This is a genomic window from Pseudanabaena sp. PCC 9330, assembly GCF_055795045.1.
In genome coordinates this window covers 670,267-687,104 of record NZ_JAYFES010000115.1, presented here as the reverse complement: position 1 = coordinate 687,104, position 16,838 = coordinate 670,267, and the positions used below count along the sequence as shown (strand labels likewise).

The 16,838-nt window shown below is 60.6% G+C and carries 11 protein-coding genes; 3 read left to right on the top strand and 8 right to left on the bottom strand.

All coding sequences use genetic code 11. The annotated features are described in order from the left end of the window. Nucleotides 1–26: 26 nt before the first annotated feature. Together AC0QKW_RS20300 and AC0QKW_RS20295 are read left to right on the top strand one after the other, a co-directional pair. Entirely contained in the window at nucleotides 27–659 is a 633-nt protein-coding gene (locus tag AC0QKW_RS20300; RefSeq protein ID WP_473152906.1) for a hypothetical protein, read from the top strand. A gap of 5 nt (nucleotides 660–664) precedes the next feature. Continuing rightward, the gene (locus AC0QKW_RS20295) at nucleotides 665–2,977 is read left to right on the top strand and encodes an ATP-dependent helicase (protein ID WP_473152905.1); all 2,313 of its coding nucleotides are present in this window, start codon (nucleotides 665–667) and stop codon (nucleotides 2,975–2,977) included. Nucleotides 2,978–3,093: 116 nt separating this feature from the next. Here the strand turns inward: AC0QKW_RS20295 and AC0QKW_RS20290 are convergent, their stop codons facing one another. The 7 genes from AC0QKW_RS20290 to AC0QKW_RS20260 all read right to left on the bottom strand — a co-directional run bounded on the left by AC0QKW_RS20290 (nucleotide 3,094) and on the right by AC0QKW_RS20260 (nucleotide 13,284). Continuing rightward, the gene (locus tag AC0QKW_RS20290; RefSeq protein WP_473152904.1) at nucleotides 3,094–3,375 is read right to left on the bottom strand and encodes a hypothetical protein; all 282 of its coding nucleotides are present in this window, start codon (nucleotides 3,373–3,375) and stop codon (nucleotides 3,094–3,096) included. Nucleotides 3,376–3,629: 254 nt separating this feature from the next. Beyond that, complete coding sequence (locus AC0QKW_RS20285; RefSeq protein WP_473152903.1) at nucleotides 3,630–4,121, bottom strand: chemotaxis protein CheW; 492 nt, start codon at nucleotides 4,119–4,121, stop codon at nucleotides 3,630–3,632. Nucleotides 4,122–4,280: 159 nt separating this feature from the next. Then, complete coding sequence (locus tag AC0QKW_RS20280) at nucleotides 4,281–7,340, bottom strand: hybrid sensor histidine kinase/response regulator (RefSeq protein ID WP_473152902.1); 3,060 nt, start codon at nucleotides 7,338–7,340, stop codon at nucleotides 4,281–4,283. An 80-nt stretch (nucleotides 7,341–7,420) separates the two neighbouring features. Further along, nucleotides 7,421–10,897, bottom strand: coding sequence for a GAF domain-containing protein (locus AC0QKW_RS20275; RefSeq protein WP_473152901.1), 3,477 nt, complete (start codon nucleotides 10,895–10,897; stop codon nucleotides 7,421–7,423). Between the two features lie 220 nt (nucleotides 10,898–11,117). Beyond that, the gene (locus AC0QKW_RS20270; protein ID WP_473152900.1) at nucleotides 11,118–11,636 is read right to left on the bottom strand and encodes a chemotaxis protein CheW; all 519 of its coding nucleotides are present in this window, start codon (nucleotides 11,634–11,636) and stop codon (nucleotides 11,118–11,120) included. After that, on the bottom strand, nucleotides 11,633–12,019 hold the full coding sequence (locus AC0QKW_RS20265) for a response regulator transcription factor (protein WP_473152899.1): 387 nt from the start codon (nucleotides 12,017–12,019) through the stop codon (nucleotides 11,633–11,635). Before AC0QKW_RS20265 ends, AC0QKW_RS20270 begins: the two co-directional genes overlap by 4 nt. 266 nt (nucleotides 12,020–12,285) lie before the next feature. Then, a complete protein-coding gene (locus tag AC0QKW_RS20260; protein WP_473152898.1) occupies nucleotides 12,286–13,284 on the bottom strand; it encodes a response regulator in 999 nt (332 codons plus the stop codon). 219 nt (nucleotides 13,285–13,503) lie between these two features. On the opposite strand from AC0QKW_RS20260, the gene AC0QKW_RS20255 reads away from it, so the two are divergent. After that, on the top strand, nucleotides 13,504–13,686 hold the full coding sequence (locus tag AC0QKW_RS20255; RefSeq protein WP_473152897.1) for a hypothetical protein: 183 nt from the start codon (nucleotides 13,504–13,506) through the stop codon (nucleotides 13,684–13,686). Between the two features lie 548 nt (nucleotides 13,687–14,234). Here the strand turns inward: AC0QKW_RS20255 and bcsA are convergent. Beyond that, nucleotides 14,235–16,778 (bottom strand): UDP-forming cellulose synthase catalytic subunit, encoded by a 2,544-nt coding sequence (gene bcsA, locus AC0QKW_RS20250; protein ID WP_473152896.1) that lies wholly within the window; start codon nucleotides 16,776–16,778, stop codon nucleotides 14,235–14,237. Nucleotides 16,779–16,838: the final 60 nt, after the last annotated feature.

Sequence of the window (16,838 nt, the reverse complement as noted above, 5' to 3'; positions counted from 1 at the left end):
ACGCGCGCAGCGACAGGATACAGACGATGGCAGAGCCAATCACCCTCGACGACATTTACGCCCTATTTCAAACCTCCCAAGCCGAGGCCGATCGCCGCTTTGCAGAAGCCGATCGCCGGGCTGCTGAATCTAAAGCAGAAGCTGACCGCCGGGCGGCTGAGGCCGATCGCCGGGCTGCAGAAGCAGCCCGATCGATGGAAGACCTGAGGCGTCTTGTGGACAACACTACCCGAGCCGTAGACGGGCTCACCACTCGCTGGGGGCAGTTTGTTGAAAATCTAGTCGAGCCTTCGGTGGTACGGCTCTTTCGCGAACGGGGTATAGAGGTGCAAGAAACCTCTCGCCGAGTAAAGTCACAGCGCCCCGGAGCCGAGATGCAAATCGACATCTTAGCTATCAATGGCGATGTCGCTGTGGCGGTGGAAGTCAAGTCGCGACTGTCGCGCCAGGATGTAGAGTACTTTTTAAGCTGTTTGAAACGGTTTAAGCAGTCGTTTCCCCACTATGCAGACTATGACATTTACGGTGCCGTGGCTGGTATTGAGATCGACGAAGGGGTAGATCGCTTTGCCTATCAGCGGGGGCTGTTTGTGATTAAGCAAACGGGCGACACCGTGATGATTGCCAATAACGCAACCTTTCAGCCCACTGCTTGGTAAAATCTATGACCACGGCAGCACCCGTCGATCGCGAGGCGGCGCTACAGGAAATTCGGGCCGGGCTGCGGCGGGGGCAGCAAGAACTGGCAGACTGGGCTGGGGGGCGGCTGGCAGTGTCGGCGGTGCCCGGCTCCGGCAAGTCTACGGGGATGGCGGCGGCGGCGGCGATCGCGATCGCCCGTCACCAGCTGCACCTCAATCGCCAGCTGGTGCTGGTCACCTTTACGCGATCGGCGGCGGCCAACCTCAAGGCAAAAGTGCGCGGGCACCTGAAAACTTTGGGATTGCCCCAGACCAGCTTCACCGTCTCCACCCTGCACGGGCTGGCCCTCACCATTGCCACCCGCAACCCCGAGCTGTCGAACCTAAACCTGGACACGCTGACGCTGGTTTCTCCGGCGCAGAATAACCGCATCTTGCGCACCTGCGTGGAGCAGTGGATTGTGGCCCACCCCGACCTCTACTACCGCCTGGTTGAGGGCCGCCAGTTCGACGGCGAAGAAACCGAGCAGCTGCGTCGCCAGTCTGTCTTGCGTACCGAGGTGCTGCCCAGTCTGGCCCATACCGTAATTCGTGAGGCCAAGAGTTCGGGCCTGATGCCGGGCGAGCTGGGGGAGTTGGCTACCACCGTAAACCATAATTTGCCCGGCGATGGTTCAGACTACGACGTGCTCACCATTGCGGCGGGGCTGTACGATCGCTACCAAACCCTGCTCCAGCAGCGGGGCTGGATCGACTACGACGACATGATTCTCGGTGCCCTGCGGACGCTGGATGACCCCGACAGCCGCCGCTTTTGGCAGGGGCGCACCTTTGCCGTGTTTGAAGACGAGGCCCAAGATTCTTCGCCATTGCAGAGTCGATTGCTGACGCTGCTAGCGGGCAACCCAGACGACCCGACCAGCGAACCCAATCTGGTGCGGGTGGGCGACCCCAACCAGGCAATCAACTCGACCTTTACCCCAGCGGATCCAGTATTCTTCAACCAGTTCTGCGACGACTGCCGAGTGCAGGGGCGCTTGGTGACGATGGACCAGGCGGGGCGCAGCACCGGGGTGATCATGGCTGCCGCAAACCGCATGTTGGCCTGGGTAAATCAGGCGCAGGTGGCCGGGCCAGAGACCCCCTTTCGCGATCAGGCGATCGCCCCTGTGCCCCCCGACGACCCCCAGCCAGGGGCAAACCCACACCCCCTGGGGGCTGGGGTAGAAATACTCTCGCCGCCCACCACGGTGGAGTCGGTGAAGCTGATCGCCCAGCGAGTGCGCAATCTCTATGGTGAGAATCCCGAGACCAGCTTTGCGATTTTGGTGCGGGAGGGTCGCCAGGGCCAGTTTGTTGGCAGTTTGCTGCGCGACCCCGAGCAAGTGGGGGTAGATCTGCCCGCCCTGGGGCTGGCAATTTACGACGTGGGCGAGCAAGACCGGCAGACCAAAGTGCCCGAAGACATGCTGGCAATGCTGCAATTTATCGAGCGGCCCCACTCCGCCGATCGCCTCAAGGGGGCGCTGCGGGTGCTGGTCGATCGCCAGCGCATTCCCACCCAAGATCTCAACGCTCTGGCCCAGGCTCCCGAGCAGTTTCTCTACCCTGGCCCGCTAGATACGCCGCCCGATACCGAGGCAGCTCGTGCAGCCCGACGATACTGTACGGGGCTGCTCAGAGCCCGCCTAGAGCTGCCCCCCTACAGCCTGTTTTCCTTCATTGGCCTGACTCTGAGCTACAACCAGAGCGAGCTGGCCACCGCCGACAAGCTCGCCGCCCGCGTCAGCCAGCAGATTCGTAATGACGATACGCTAGCCGCTGCGATCGCCGTCCTCCAAGACATCGTCGGTTCTGAGCGCTTTACCGCCGTCGATACCGAAGACACCGACGATCGCTACACCAAGCCGGGCCAGCTCACCCTGATCACCATGCACAAAGCCAAAGGCCTCGATTGGGACGTGGTGTTTCTGCCCTTTCTCCACGACAAAACCATCCCCGGCACGCTCTGGGTGCCGCCCCAGGGAGAATTCCTCGGCGACTTTACCCTAGCAGAGGTGGCCCGAGCCCAGATCCGCGCCCGCGCCCACGCTGGTGCCGCTCACAGGCAAAGCGAAATTCCCGACATTATCGCCGCCTGGCAGCAGGCCAAACACCTCAAAGCCGCCGAAGAATACCGCCTGCTCTACGTCGCCATGACCCGCGCCAAGCGCCTGCTGTGGATGTCAGCGGCCCAGCAAGCTCCCTTTACCTGGAGCAAACCAGAGAATGTACAGACGGCAAACCCCTGCCCGGTGTTACCAGTGTTGAGAGAGTGGATAAAGGGTGAGGGGTAGGAACAGACCTCTGGGTCTGCCCGTGAACATCAGGCATTCGCAAAGCGCCGCCAGCATAAAACCACAACCGGTGACCCGCCATGGGTCACCGGTCACCCCTCCAAAATCTAAGGGCGTCAGTCGATGCGTTCAATTTGCCAAAGAATTTGATTACCTTCGCGCCGCACCCGCAGCACCGACCAGTTGCGCCAGGCCCAAGATTCACCTCTGCTGGTGACGGCACTAGCATTGACATCCATCAAATCAGCTAGCTCAGAGCTAGTGATTAAGTAGCCCTGCTTGGCAATTTCGTCGGCGATTTGCAGGGTTTCTAGAACGTTGCGGAGGCTATCTACCCTAACCTCGCGCGAGAGCGATTCAAAATTTTCACTAATCGAAGAAGTTCCAGAGTCTGCCATGATTCATAATGCCGTGCAAAGCTAAAATCAAGCTAAATTCTACCCTTAGACCTTGAGCTTGACAGTAGTTCGGGCCATAAATCATTTATCCTTCTCATCAGAAAAACTTATACAAGACGATAGGCTAGCCGATCGCAACCCGCTTAGGCCTCTATCTTCAAGGGCACATAGATGGGGCGCATCCTAGTTTTGCCCGTTGGCCTGCCCCAGGGGCAGCCGCAAGGGTTCGTCACGCGATCGCCAGGGCATCTAGCTCATACGGTCAAAATTTGATCGATATCTAGCAAAAATAAGGGGGGCTCGTCGCTACCCAGGGAAACCAAAACCTTGACGCCGCGCAGGCGATGGGTGATCAGGTAAGCGACCGGCACCGGGCTAAAGGCTGACTGCCGGGCGCGTTTGAGGGCGGGGGTATGGTCAACGACGAGCCCGATGCGACCGAGACGGGGAGATTCGACAATCAGAACAGTTTGGTCAGGGGCGGTGTCCTCCAAGCTGGGTGAGACGCTGTCGGGCAGCAGTGGCGCTTCGGAGAAAATCCACGGAGCAATATTGACCACAGGGATTTGCTCGGCCTGGACTTGCACTAGACCAGGGCTGCGGGCGGCCTCAGCCGCCGGTCGATACAGCACCCGGTGGGCAGCGGCCAGGGGTAGGCAAAAGTGGGCCTGGCGAAGAACAAAGCTAATGAGCCGCAGAGTGGGCTCTGGAGCCGCAGGACGGCGGTAGCGAGTGAGGGCAGTCATAGGGGTGGGGAGTGGGGAGTGGGGAGTGGGGGCCTTAGGGCGATCGCTGGGAAAGCAAATACCCTCCGGTGGGGGTGCGGGGCCTGCGCCCTCGGGAGGGTATTTGCTCGATCAGAATTGTCCTGACTCAAAATTCAAACCTGAGACCTCAAAACGGCTTTAGAAAACCAAGGCGGGCTGGATCATGTCTTCGAGGGTTTTGAGCAGGGTCTGCTCGTTGTAGGGCTTGGTAAAGTAGGCGGCGGCTCCGAGGTTCATGGCCAGCTGGCGGTGCTTTTGGCTGCTGCGAGAGGTGAGCATGGCCACAGGTAGATCGCCGTAATCGGTTTCAGAGCGCAGGCGGGCGAGAAAGCCGTAACCGTCGAGGCGGGGCATTTCTACATCGCAGATGACGGCTTCGACGGCGAGCCCGGCAGTAAGTTTGTCGAGGGCGTCTTGACCGTCTTTGGCCTGGGCCACCTGGTAGCCCGCTTTCTCTAGGGTGAGGGCCAGCAGGCGACGCACGTTGATCGAGTCGTCGACCAGCAGCACCGTAGGGCGACGCGAGAGGCTGCTGGCTTCGTAGCCGGGGCCGCTAGTGAGAAAGGCAGGGATGGGGGTTTCTGCCAGGGTGGCGGCTCCGGAGACTTCGCAGCTGGCGATCCAGTAGAGCATCTCGGCGGTGTTGACCAGGGGCACCACCTGGCCGTCACCCATGATGGTGCAGCTATTAAAGCCTTTGGGCATGGGCAGGTTGCCAATGACGCGGCGCAGAGCCACCTCCTGCTCGCCCCACGATCGCTCGACTTGAATGCCCACAATCCGCTGGTTGACCTGCACCATCAGCACCGTGGGGGTAGAGATGGCGGGGGCGGTTTCGGGGCTTTCGATCGCCACCGGGCAGTTGAAGTGCAGCCAGTCGGCCAGACGCACCAGCTGCACCAGCTCGCCGTTCCACTCAAAGCTGTCGCGGCCAGCGGTGGTGAGAATGTGCTCGGCGGGCAGGGCCACAATCTCTTCGATCGCATCGACCGGAAAAGCCATGCGCATACCCCGGCTCTCGGCGATCAGCACCCGCGTCACCGACAGGGTGTAGGGGATAGAGAGGGTGAAGGTGGTGCCCTCGCCCGGCTGGGTGTCTACCTGAATGTCGCCGCGAATGTCTTTGAGTTTGCTGCGCACCACATCCATGCCGATACCGCGACCGGAGAGGTCGGTGACCTCGCTGGCGGTGCTAAAGCCGGGCTCAAAGATCAGCGACAGCAGCTCTTGGGTGCTGGCGACGGCCAGTAGCCCCTCGTCGAGGCCCATCTGGCGGGCGCGATCGCGAATTTTTTCTACCGCAATGCCGCCGCCGTCGTCTTGAATGGTGATGATGGTGCGGCTGCTCTGCTGCTGGGCACTGATGGCGATCGTGCCGACGGCGGGTTTGCCTCGCTGCTGGCGGGTGGCGGCGTCTTCAATGCCGTGGTCAAAGCAGTTGCGCAGAATGTGCATCAGCGGCTCTTGCAGGGCTTCGAGCACGTTGCGATCGACCAGGGTGCGATCGCCCCGCAGCTTGAGCTCCACTGGTTTGTTGTACTGCAACGACATCTGCCGCAGGGAGCGGGGGTAGCGGTCAAAAATGTCGGCCAGGGGCCGCATGCGCAGCTGGGTGATGTTTTTTTGCAGCTGGCGCGAGGTTTTGCGCAGGGTGTGGGTGGTCTGCTCGGTGCCCTCCAGCGACAGCTCAATGTCGGCCCCCACCTCTTGCAGCTGAATGATGGTCTCGATGGTTTCGCGGAAGGGCAGGTGCAGGTCGCGGTAGTGGTCGAGCTCAAGCACGTCAAACTGCGATCGCAGAGACTGGTCGGCAGGCGGGGGAGAACCGCCACCGTTGTGAACCCCGTTTGGCCCCTGGGCGGCGGGCAGCAGCGGCACCGATGCTGAGCGATCTTGGGTGGCGACGCGATCGTAGGCGGCGCGCAGATCGTTGTTGACCTGGTCGAGGGTGCGCATGCGGGTTTGCAGGGTGCCCACCAGCCCTCGCAGGCGGCTCACCTCTAACTCTAGGCGGTGGCGCTCAATGGTGAGTTCGCCAAACAGGTCGCTGAGCTGGTTGATCTGCTTCACCGGCACCCGCACGGTGCTGTCGCTGTCGGCCTCGTCGGGGTCGGCAGTGGGGGTCTCGGGGGCGGGCGTCTCAGGCTCTCTGCCTAGCTCTGGCTCCGCTTGAGATTGGCCCCAGCCCGCGGCCGCAAAGTCGTCAAACTCTTCCCCAGCGATGGCTCCAGCAGCCGCATCTGGCCAAGACTCTACGGCGGCGTCACGGTCAAACTCTACCGTCAGGTCAATATAGTCGGGCCGCAGCAATTCATCGTCGCTGGGGGGCCACAGGCCAGCGGTGATCTCGTCATCGTCTAAATGGGGAATCGCGTCATCTACCAGCTCGGGGATGGCAATGGTGGCGATCGCCCCAGGCATTTGGGTGGGCAGGGCACTGAGGTTGCCGGTCAGTACCAGGGCCTGGGCCTGCCGCCAGATTGTCAGCGCCTCCTGCACCACTGCCTCCAGCCCGTCGTCAGCGGTAGCGTTGACCTGGGCGGTGACCGACTGACACAGGCTGACAAAACTCTCGAGCTGGAGCATTTCTCCCAGGCCACCCAGCTCCTGGGCCAAGATCTGGGCCTCTTCGCGCAGGCAGGGCGATCGCTCCGCCAGTACCCCCTCCAGCCGTTGCAGACAGCCCTCGACCTCGCTCTGAAACAGCAGCAGCACCACGTCGTGGCCATCTTCGGGCGACAGCATCGAGTAGGCGTCTTCGTCTACCGGGTCGCCCAGGCGATCGTGCAGTTGCTCAAAGATGGGGAGAACGTGCTGATCGAGCCAGCTTTCTTCTACCGGCAGCTGGTGGGGGTGGCCCTGGCTGAGGCAGTGGCGCTGGCCCACCATCACCTGGGCCAGGCAGTCAACCGCCGCCAGCAGCAGCTGCTCTAGGGCGGCGTCGATCTCGACCTTGCCCCGCTGCACCTTGAGCACCTTGAGGCTGTCTTCGAGCCGGTGGCCCAGGTCGCTGAGCAGCTGAAAGCCCATCAGCGCCGCCCCGCCCTTGATCGAGTGGGCCGCCCGCAGGGCTTCGTTGATGGTACTGGCCTCAAAGGTGTGGGACAGCCCCATCAGCTGGGTGCCCAAGCTCTCCAGATATTCTTGGGCCTCGTCGAGAAACTGGAGGCGAATTTCGAGTTCCTTTGCGTCGGACATGGTTGGGGAAGGGGTTGTGGGGATGGGGAGGTGGGGAGTGGGGGAGGTGGGGAGTGGGAGATAGAAACTCCATCACCCCATTACTCTTCGCCGGTCTTAAACGTTCCTACCGTCGCCTGGAGCGATCGCGCCACACCGACCGTCTCGCGCAGCGATGTGGAGATATCCAGCGACGACTGAGAGGTACGAGTCGACTCGGCGGCAATGCCCTGCATCAGCTGGGTGACAGTCTCAGAAATTTTCACCTGGGAGACGGTGGCGTCGGAAATCGATCGCACCAGCAGGTCGATCTGCTGGGAGACGTCGAGAATGCGGCTGAGGCTCTGCTTGGCGTCTTCGACTAGGCGGGTACCGGCAACGACCTCGGTGGTGCTTTGGTCCATAGCGTCGACCACCTCAGCGGTTTCGCGCTGAATGGTTTCGACAATGCGCTCAATTTCTTTAGTCGCTTCGGCAGAGCGGGCGGCCAGTTCGCCCACCTCTTCGGCCACTACCGCAAAGCCCTGGCCCTCTTCTCCGGCGCGGGCAGCCTCGATACCGGCGTTGATGGCCAGCAGGTTGGTCTGCATGGCGATCTGGTTGATCAGCGAGACGGCCTTAGAAATCTGCTGCGACGACTCGCCCAGGCGTTTTACCTTTTTAGAAGTTTCGCCAATGATCTCCCGCAGGCTGAGGATGTTTTGCACCGTTAGATCCATCGCTTGGCCACCGCTCTCGGCGGTCGCAGAGGCGCTGTTGGCCACCAGGGCAGCCTGCTGAGCGCTGGTAGCCACCTGCTGAATGGAGGCGGTCATGGCTTCTACCGAGGCCAGGGTTTGGGTGACCTCGTCGGCCTGGCGCAGGGCCTCGTTGGCCAGGTCTTGAATGGCCCCTTCGTTTTGCCCCAGGGAGGCATTTACCTGCTCGGCAGAGGTCTTCACCTTAGTGACGATCTGCCGCAGGCTCTCGACAATGGAGTTGAAGAAGTCGGCGACGGTGCCGATCTCTCCGGCGGTGACGTCGGCGCGCACGGTGAGGTCGCCCCGGGAGGCCCCTTCTACCTCGCTGAGCAGCTCGATCAGCTGCATTTGCAGGGCCTCCTGCTTTTGGCGGCGCTCTTCAGAGAGGGCTTCGGTTTGGGCATAGAGGCGCGATTGCTCTAGGGCAAAGCCCAGCTGGGTGGCCACCTGGCGGAAGAAGTTGACCTCCACGGCCTCCCAGTTGCGGGGGCGGCTGCACTGGTGGGCGATCAGCAGACCTACCAGCTCTTCGTTAATGATAATGGGGGCGACCAGGTTGGCCTTGACGTTGTACTGCTCAAGCTGGCGCAGGTGGCACTCGGTGAGACCGGCATCGGCCAGATTGGCGACTGCCTGCACCCGACCCTGGCGGTACTGCTCGATGTATTTTTCTTTGAAGCAGGGGTCGTAGATGTCTTGGCCCAGGGCGGTGGGCCAGCCCTGTTCTACCGACTCAGCGACAAAGGTGCCCTTCCAAGTTTCGTCAAACTGGTACACCACCACCCGGTCGGTTTGCAGCACCCGCCGAGTCTCGGTGACGGCGGTGCGAAAGATGCGATCGGCTTCTAGACTTTCGCGCAGGCGAGAGACAATCTCGTTGAGCTGCCGCTCACGGGCCACGGTCAGCTCCTGCTGTTGCAGCAGACGGGCCTGGCTGAGGGCGTAGCCAATCTGCACCGATACCTGTTGCAGGAGGTCAATTTCCTCCGGTGTCCAGTCACGGGGGCCGCTGCACTGGTGCACGCACAGTAGACCAATCAGCTCATCACCGGCCAGCAGGGGGGCGACCATATTCGCCATCACCTCCAGCTTTTCGAGAATCTCGCAGTGGCAGTGGGCGATCGCGGCAGTGGTGCGGTTGGCCATAGCGGTCACCCGACCGGCATAGTAGCGATCTAGAGCCTCTGGGGTGAGAGGGTCTTGAATGATTTGCCCCAGGGCTCGCTTCCAGCCTCGGTTCACCGATTCGGCAGTGACATCGCCCCCTTTAAAGTCGGGGTGGAAGCGGTAGATCAGAACTCGATCGACCGCCAACACCTCCCGCAGGCCATCGACGCTGGTGCTGAGAATGGTCTGCTCGTTGAGCGACTGGCGAATGCGGCTGGTGAGGTTGGCCAATAGGTTGGCCCGGGCAGCGGAGAGCTGCTCTTTTTGACCCTGGCGGCGCAGCAGGTCTTCGGATTCGACCACGTTTTCGGCCAGTTGGTTGAAGGCCTGGGCCACCTGGCCGACCTCGTCAACGGCAAAGACCTCGGCCCGGGCGGTGCGATCGCCCATGCCAAAGCGCCAGGTGGCCTGCTGCAAGTTTTTCATCGGGCGCAAAATCGATCGCCCCAGCAGAGCGGCCAGCCCCACATCAGAGGCCAGGGCGATCAAGGCAATCAGCATTTGCAGCCGCAGGCTGTTGCCGATCAGCTGGTTGAGGGCGGTCTCGGAGGTGCCCCGCACCATCACCGCTACCGGCTCGCCGTTAAAGTCTTCGATCGCCCGAGCGGCCAGGGTATAGGTGGTGCCGTTGATGCGATCGCGGCGGGCAATGTCTTGGCCGGGGCGAGCCACGGCCTGATTGACCAGGGTCAGCGCATCGAGGGGCACATTCTCGGCGGCGGCCTCAATGTCGGGGTTGTCGCCCGCGTAGAGGCCGGTGGCCAGCTCAAACTCGCCGTTGTCGCCCCGCTGGTAGAGGGCGCTGTAGCCGTTGCCAAAGGGGGCGATCGCCCCCTGCGGAATCACCGTCTTGCCGTTGACAATGTCGCCCGACACCAGCGCCCCCACCACCTCGCCCGAGTCGGGGTCATTCACCGGAGTAATGGTGTAGCGCACCAGGGCGTCTTGGTTGGCAAGGCCGGGGGGCAGGGGCGGCGCTTCGTTGCGCAGCTCCTCCCAGCTGACGATGGCGCTGGCTTTGATCTGGCGCGGGTTTTGCAGCACCGTGCCCACCAGGCCATTGGGGTCAAACGGCTGCCCCCGGCGATCGCGGTTGGCGTTGGTGATAATTCTCAAGTCGTTGCCCACCAGGGTGGCGTACTCGATGTTGCGCGCCTGGATCTCGTTTTGAAGAATTTGCTGCACGTCGGCGATCGCCCCCGCCGACAGCGCCTCACCTCGGGCGTAGGCCGCCGCCGCATCAACAATGGCGCGGTTGTCAGACTGCCCGCGAAAGCCAAAGCCCATCTGATCAATTTTGATGTTGTAGCGAATGTCGGTGACCGCCAGCTCAGCCTTGGCCTGGTTGAGCAACTGGCTACGACCGCCCGAGATAATCAAAAACGACCCCACCCCCACCAGGCCCAACACCGAGATCACCTCGGAGGTAAACAGACCGGTGAGCTGCTTTTGCCGCACGCTCAGATTGCTAAACCACTGCACCGGGCCAAACCGCGATCGCCGGGTAATTTTGACGGCCTCGGGGCTGTCGGCACCGTAGGCCACGCCGCGATATTTGAGCCCTCTGGCTGCGTCGTCTGCCAGGGGGGCAGGAGCAACCCCATTGGTGGGTTCCTGGCTGGGGTCTGGGTCAACTTGGGCCGGGGTGTAGGGTCGAAAGTCGGTGGTCATGGGTCATCTACCTTCTTGAATTGGGATTGGGTGGGAGTGAGGTGAGTTCTAAAAATGCACATGCCAGCAGGAGTACAGCGATCGCCGCTGTAGGGTAGGCAATGCCCACCATGGGGAGAGATGCTTTCTAGAAATCACCTCAAGCCAGCGCGGGGGCGACACCGGCGATCGATCGTGAACCTTAGAGATGCTGAAGAGACACTGATGGTAGGGAGAAGATCTACAGCGGCTGCAGGGCCGGCGCTCTGAGCAGCGCCTCGCCATCGAGGGCCAAGAGCACCGTGCCCTCCTGCACCACACAGCCCCGCAAAAAGGGCACCAGCCCTGGGGGTACGTGGGTGGGAGCAGGCTGTAGATGCTGATGCGGCAGGCTGAGAATGCCGTCGATCTGGCTCACCCGCAGCCCCAGAGAGACCGCCCCCACCTGCATCAGCACCAGGTTGTACTGCTGCGAGTTGGGGTAGGCGGTGGGCAGCCCCAGCAGCAGGGCCAGATCGACCACCCACAGCACCCGACTGCGGCGGTTGATCAGCCCCAGCAGGGCCGGAGCCATGTTGGGCATAGGGGTAATGCGGGCGGCGGGGGTGGCGATCGCCTCCTGCACCTGGCGCGTGGGTAGTAGAGCAAGCTGGCTCCCCAGGGTAAAGCGCAGGTAGCTGTGGGTCAGCGGGGTCAGCGATTGGGTGGCGAGGGCAGCTTCTCCCCAGGGGTGAGGCTGCACTAACGACAGCTTGCTCATCGGTTTACCCTCACCACGCTGAGCACCACCTGCACCAGCTGCTCGCGGCTGTAGGGCTTGGTCAAGTAGGCGTCGGCCCCCTGGCGCATGCCCCACAGGCGGTCAATATCCTGATTTTTTGAGGTGCAGAGCACAATCGGTACGTGGGCGGTGGTCGGCTGTTTTTTGAGGCTGCGGCACAGCTCAAAGCCGCTCATGCCCGGCATCACCACATCGCTGACGATCACATCAGGAATCTGGTTGGCAGCTTTTTCGAGCGCCTCCTGGGCGGTGACGGCGCAGATCACCGTGCAGCCACTGTCACGCAGGTAGTGCACCATCAGCTCCATTTCTGAGGGGGTATCTTCAACCACTAAAACGGTGCTGGTTAGAGTCGCTTGCATAGTCAAGTCACCTAAAGAATAAAGAACTGCAACCCGAGCAGAATTCGCTGCCTAGACTGCTGCGATCGCCAGAACTATGAGCCAGAGTCTGATGCTGTAGCCGGGCTGGGGCGCGCCTAAATCTACAGAATTGCCGCATCAGAACTGGGCTTTGACAAAGCCATGTTTAACAGCAGAGAGCGAGCTGGCCAAATCCAATTCACCCCTAGATCTGGAGTGCCAGTCATGGCAAAACTACAGACCCAAAATGCGTGTGAACTGGCCAGCTAATTCAAATATTTAAAAATAAACTTCAGCAGATCAGACTGATTAAACGGCTTGGTCAAATAGCCCGACGCTCTCACCAGCTTTGCCTTGGCACGATCGATAAAGCCGGTGTTGCTAGTCACCATAATAATGGGAGTATTTTTAAAGTCTGGATGGCGTCGCAGCAGAGAGCACAGCTCATAGCCATCCAGACTGGGCATAGTGACATCGAGCAAGATCAAATCGGGCTTGGTTCTGATCACCTGCATCAGCGCCTTGACCGGGTCGTCAATCATAATGACTGAGAAAATTTTGTCGTCTAAAAAGCTATTGATCGCCTGCAACACCGTGGGGCTATCGTCGATGCAGGCAATGGTGTAGTGAGCTTTTGCACCGGTCGGCATCGCCCTCGGCGGTGCCCCCTCGGGGGCCAACGCCGCCGGAGCCTGGGCACCCGCCGCGATCGCCCCGCCAAACTGCTGGTAACTGCCGTTAGGGCTGGCCCCACCAGTGCGCCGCTGCTTGAGCCGAGCGTAGCAGGCTTCTACCGTGGTGCGCAGGTTGAGTTGGCAGTAGCGCGGGGCGCCGCCAAAGCTGTCGCCCTCCACCAGTTCGTAGCTGCCCTGGCGCACTTCTAAAAAGGCTTCTAACACCTCCTGGCTGAGGGTTTCTACCAGGGTAGAGGCCTGCTCGGGGTAGAGGTGCTGCTGCTCGACCAGCCAGCAGATCGCCTGATAGTCGGCTAAGGGGGTGGGCTGTTGTTCAAACAGCAGGCGCACCTGCACCCGCACCGCACTGACCAACGAGGGCACCTGCACACTCAGCCGCCGCAGATGGCGGTCTAACCGTTCAAAGGCCCGGTCGGTGGTCGAAACGTAGTTGAGCTGCCCCTGGTTGAGGTGCAGCAGCCAAGTGGTGGTGGGTGTCATCACCTGGAGGCAGCCGGTCACCTGTCGACTGCTCACCTGAGCCAGCAGACTCAGCGGGTGCAGCGGTGGAGAGGAAGACGGAGATGCCATGGGAACGGTGTTTAAGAGCGAAGGTTGCATAGCGATTCACAACAGAAAGCGGGAACACGGGAGGTAGATGAACGCCATCAGGCCGCGATCGCACTGGGGGGCAGCAGCGCAAACATCGCGGGCGACAATACTTAATCGATGAGAACCTAAACAGTGCGGCCAAACACCACCAGAGAAACTTCACCAGCGGCAAAGACCATCTCAAGGGCTGCCATCTCAATGGACGATCGAGGGGTTCGCCAAATACAAGATTCAAAACGTCGTCGCTGGGATGACGCTATCTACGGCGATCGCCGCAAACAAACCTTTAAAGACTATGGCAACGATACTGACCGATCGCAAAGAGATGCCGTTCTTAGACCCGATATTCGAAGGCTAAAACTGTCGCTTTTATGTCGATAGCTTTAGACAAATAGATGCTAAGCAAATGAGGGCAAAGCTCGATCTAAACTGGAGGGTTGACACAAGCCCTAACCTGAAAAATAGTCAAGCTTTGATCGAGAAGTCAGGAACCAATTGAAACGTGAGCGATAGTCAGGAATGAAGCGCTAAACCGTTACCTAATAAATTAATACTAACAGCTAGGGAGACAGGAATAATAAAAAACAAATGAACGATCGCAACCGAATAAGTTGAATCATAAAGAGGCGGTAAAGTTCTCGATCGGCCCTCAGCAATATGATTTATCTTTTGTGCGATCGACTACAGATACAGCAATCGCCCATTGAATGGAGGCGTAGAAAGCCTGAGAGCGTTGGCAGGTTGAAACGTTCAAACCCGTTGAGGCCGTACGGATAACGGCTGTCTGGCGTTGCTGGATACAGGTATGAATCAAAAATGCCAACGGCTCTCGCAAGGGCAAACGGCCGTTTGCCCCTACCCAAATTCATGAGTCGGTTCAGCAACGCCACAGCTGTCTTAAATCTGAAGCGCAGATCCTGATGTAGGCATTACGCCAGCGATCGCAACAATGTCTGAATCTTGCGCCGCTGCTGGGCCGCCAGGGCGGTGGGAAACACCAGCTCCAGCACCAGCCGCGACTCCGTTCCGGGCCGGGGGGGCAACTCCATCGCCTCATAGACCTGGGCCACCAGGCTTTGGGCCGTAGCCAGGCCAGGCCCCGCCGGAAACAGCAGCCCCACCGTAGGCAAGGTCTCTAGCAACGTCGCCCGATCGAGCTCGGTCACCTGCTGTACTTCTAGACGCAGGTCGCGGCTGCCGATTTCGACCACGCGAGCCTGGTAGCTATCGCTGTGCCAGCCATCCCAGGCTAGCTCTACCGGGGCCTGCACCTGCTTGCGCATTTTTTGCCCCGTCGCCGGCTGAAACTCAGTGAACACCCGCCACAGGGTGGTGGCGATAAACTGGAGCGATCGCAGCGGATGATCGACCTGCTGGCGGTTTTGCGAATACCACTCTTTAACGTCAGAAAACAGCACCAGGGTGAGATCGTCAGCCTGAGCAGGGCTCAGGTCAATAAAATTGAGCGACAGCTCGGTTTCTAGGCGGCTGGTGGCCGTAGCTCGCACAATTTGCGCCTCGACGAGCACCCGAGCATCGTAGTCACCCACCAGCTCAACCCGCACCTGGTCGGCCACATTGGGCCATTCATCGAGCCTGATCTGGGCACCGCTCTCGCTCACATCGATGGTCTTACCCATCCACTGTTGGCCATCGCTGTGGAGAATGGCAGTGAGCTGCCGGGGCAGGCGGTGGGCGCGGCGCAGCTGGGGTTGTTCGAGCGCCACCAGGCAGGCGGCCAGCACCAGCACCAGGTTAAAGCCGCACCACAGGGCGTTGATCAGCACCGCCTGGGTATCTTCGGGGCTGAGCAACAGCCAAAAGGGCACCGACACCAGCGAGGCCGCTGTCAACAAGCCCAAAATCAGCAGATATCGCACCGTACTGGCGTCAAAGGTGCGCTGGTTGACCACCAGCCCCTTAGCGGTGACGTTAAAACTGCCCAACTTAGGGTTGACCAACGCCAGCAGGGTGACAATGCCCGCCTGAAACGACATGGCAAACTCGTAGATCTCATTCCAAAACGAAAACCGCACCCGCTTGTAGGGAATGTGGTTAGTCTGCATCGACAGCACAATGTGGGGCAGGGCGTAGAACAGCGTCTCAATGCCCAACCCCTTGACCGAGTTGATGCTAAACAGCAAAAACAGCGTCGGTGCCAGGGCATACATCAGCCGGGGAAAGCCAAAGAAAAAGTGCGAGGTGGCGCTGAAATAGCAGATGCGCTGAGACAAGGACAGCTTGAGCCGCCGGTTAAACAGCGGATTTTCTAACCGCAAAATCTGGGCCATGCCCCGCGCCCACCGCACCTGCTGCCCCACGTAGGCCGAAAATTTTTCCGGGGCCAGCCCCGCCACCATAATCTTGTCGTAGTAAATAGTGCGGTAGCCCAGCGAGTGCAGGCGTAGGGAGGTGTGGCAGTCTTCGGTGACCGTTTCGGTAGCAATGCCCCCTACTTCGAGCAGATGGTTGCGCCGCACCACCGCCGCCGAGCCGCAAAAAAACGCCGCATTCCAGGCGTCGTTGCCCTTTTGCAGCACCTTGTAAAACAGCTCGTTGCCCACGGGCACCTGGCCCTGGGTGAGCAGGTTGCGCTCAAAGGGGTCGGGGTTGTAAAACCAGTGGGGCGTCTGCACCAGGGCCACGGTGGGGTCGAGAAAGAAGCCGACGGTCTCTTGCAAAAAGGCCCGCACGGGGATGTGGTCGCAGTCGAGAATGAGCACCAGATCGCCATGGGTGCGCCCCAGGGCGGTGTTGATGTTGCCCGCTTTGGCGTGGTCGTTGTTGTCGCGGATCAGCAGCTCTGCTCCTAGCTCGTCGCAAAGGGTTTGCAACTCGGCTCGCCGCTCGGGGTACTTGCGCCCGTCATCGAGCACGTAGACCTGTTTTTTGCCGAGGGGATAGTCGATCGCCACTGCGGCTACGACGGTTTTGCGCACGATCGCCACGTCTTCGTCATAGGTGGGGATGTACACATCTACCGTGGGCCACTGGCTGGGGGGCACCGGGGTGAGATCGACAGATTTGCGATCGCGCAGCCGCAGGGTCTGAAAGTACGACAAAAACAGCGTTCCCAGGGCGTACAGCTCGGCCCCGTAGAGCAGCAGCGAAAATACGGCATCTAGCGGGGTGTCAAAGTTGAGCGTGTAGCGGGTGCGGTAGTAGAGGTAGCGCAGAGTAGTCAAACTGCTGAGGGCAATCATAAACAGGTGCAGCCGCTCGCGATCGCCACTACTGCGGGCCTGACCATCTTCTAAATGCAAAATGCCGTAGCCCAGCACAATCAGCAGCACCGCCACTACTGCCTGCTGCCAGACCGCCAGATGGGCCAGCAGCAGCGGCTTGGTCATCAGCCCCAAACAGCCCAACAGCACCAGCATCTGCCAGCGGCTGAGGTAGCGCATCAGGGCATGGGCGCGATCGGGCAGGGTTTTAGTCAGCCAGTGGTGCAGGGGTGGGGTGGGGTGGAGCATGGGGTATGGATGGGGTGAAGGGTGGCTGGGGCACGGGGGACAGGGAGCAGGTGACCGGGG

Bases quoted from the DNA above. Each gene is read 5' to 3' on its own strand.
- AC0QKW_RS20285 (WP_473152903.1), bottom strand. From the start codon at position 4,121: ATGACTGCCCTCACTCGCTACCGCCGTCCTGCGGCTCCAGAGCCCACT.
- AC0QKW_RS20280 (WP_473152902.1), bottom strand. From the start codon at position 7,340: ATGTCCGACGCAAAGGAACTCGAAATTCGCCTCCAGTTTCTCGACGAG.
- AC0QKW_RS20270 (WP_473152900.1), bottom strand. From the start codon at position 11,636: ATGAGCAAGCTGTCGTTAGTGCAGCCTCACCCCTGGGGAGAAGCTGCC.
- AC0QKW_RS20275 (WP_473152901.1), bottom strand. From the start codon at position 10,897: ATGACCACCGACTTTCGACCCTACACCCCGGCCCAAGTTGACCCAGAC.
- AC0QKW_RS20255 (WP_473152897.1), top strand. From the start codon at position 13,504: ATGGACGATCGAGGGGTTCGCCAAATACAAGATTCAAAACGTCGTCGC.
- AC0QKW_RS20260 (WP_473152898.1), bottom strand. From the start codon at position 13,284: ATGGCATCTCCGTCTTCCTCTCCACCGCTGCACCCGCTGAGTCTGCTG.
- AC0QKW_RS20290 (WP_473152904.1), bottom strand. From the start codon at position 3,375: ATGGCAGACTCTGGAACTTCTTCGATTAGTGAAAATTTTGAATCGCTC.
- AC0QKW_RS20265 (WP_473152899.1), bottom strand. From the start codon at position 12,019: ATGCAAGCGACTCTAACCAGCACCGTTTTAGTGGTTGAAGATACCCCC.
- AC0QKW_RS20300 (WP_473152906.1), top strand. From the start codon at position 27: ATGGCAGAGCCAATCACCCTCGACGACATTTACGCCCTATTTCAAACC.
- AC0QKW_RS20295 (WP_473152905.1), top strand. From the start codon at position 665: ATGACCACGGCAGCACCCGTCGATCGCGAGGCGGCGCTACAGGAAATT.
- bcsA (WP_473152896.1), bottom strand. From the start codon at position 16,778: ATGCTCCACCCCACCCCACCCCTGCACCACTGGCTGACTAAAACCCTG.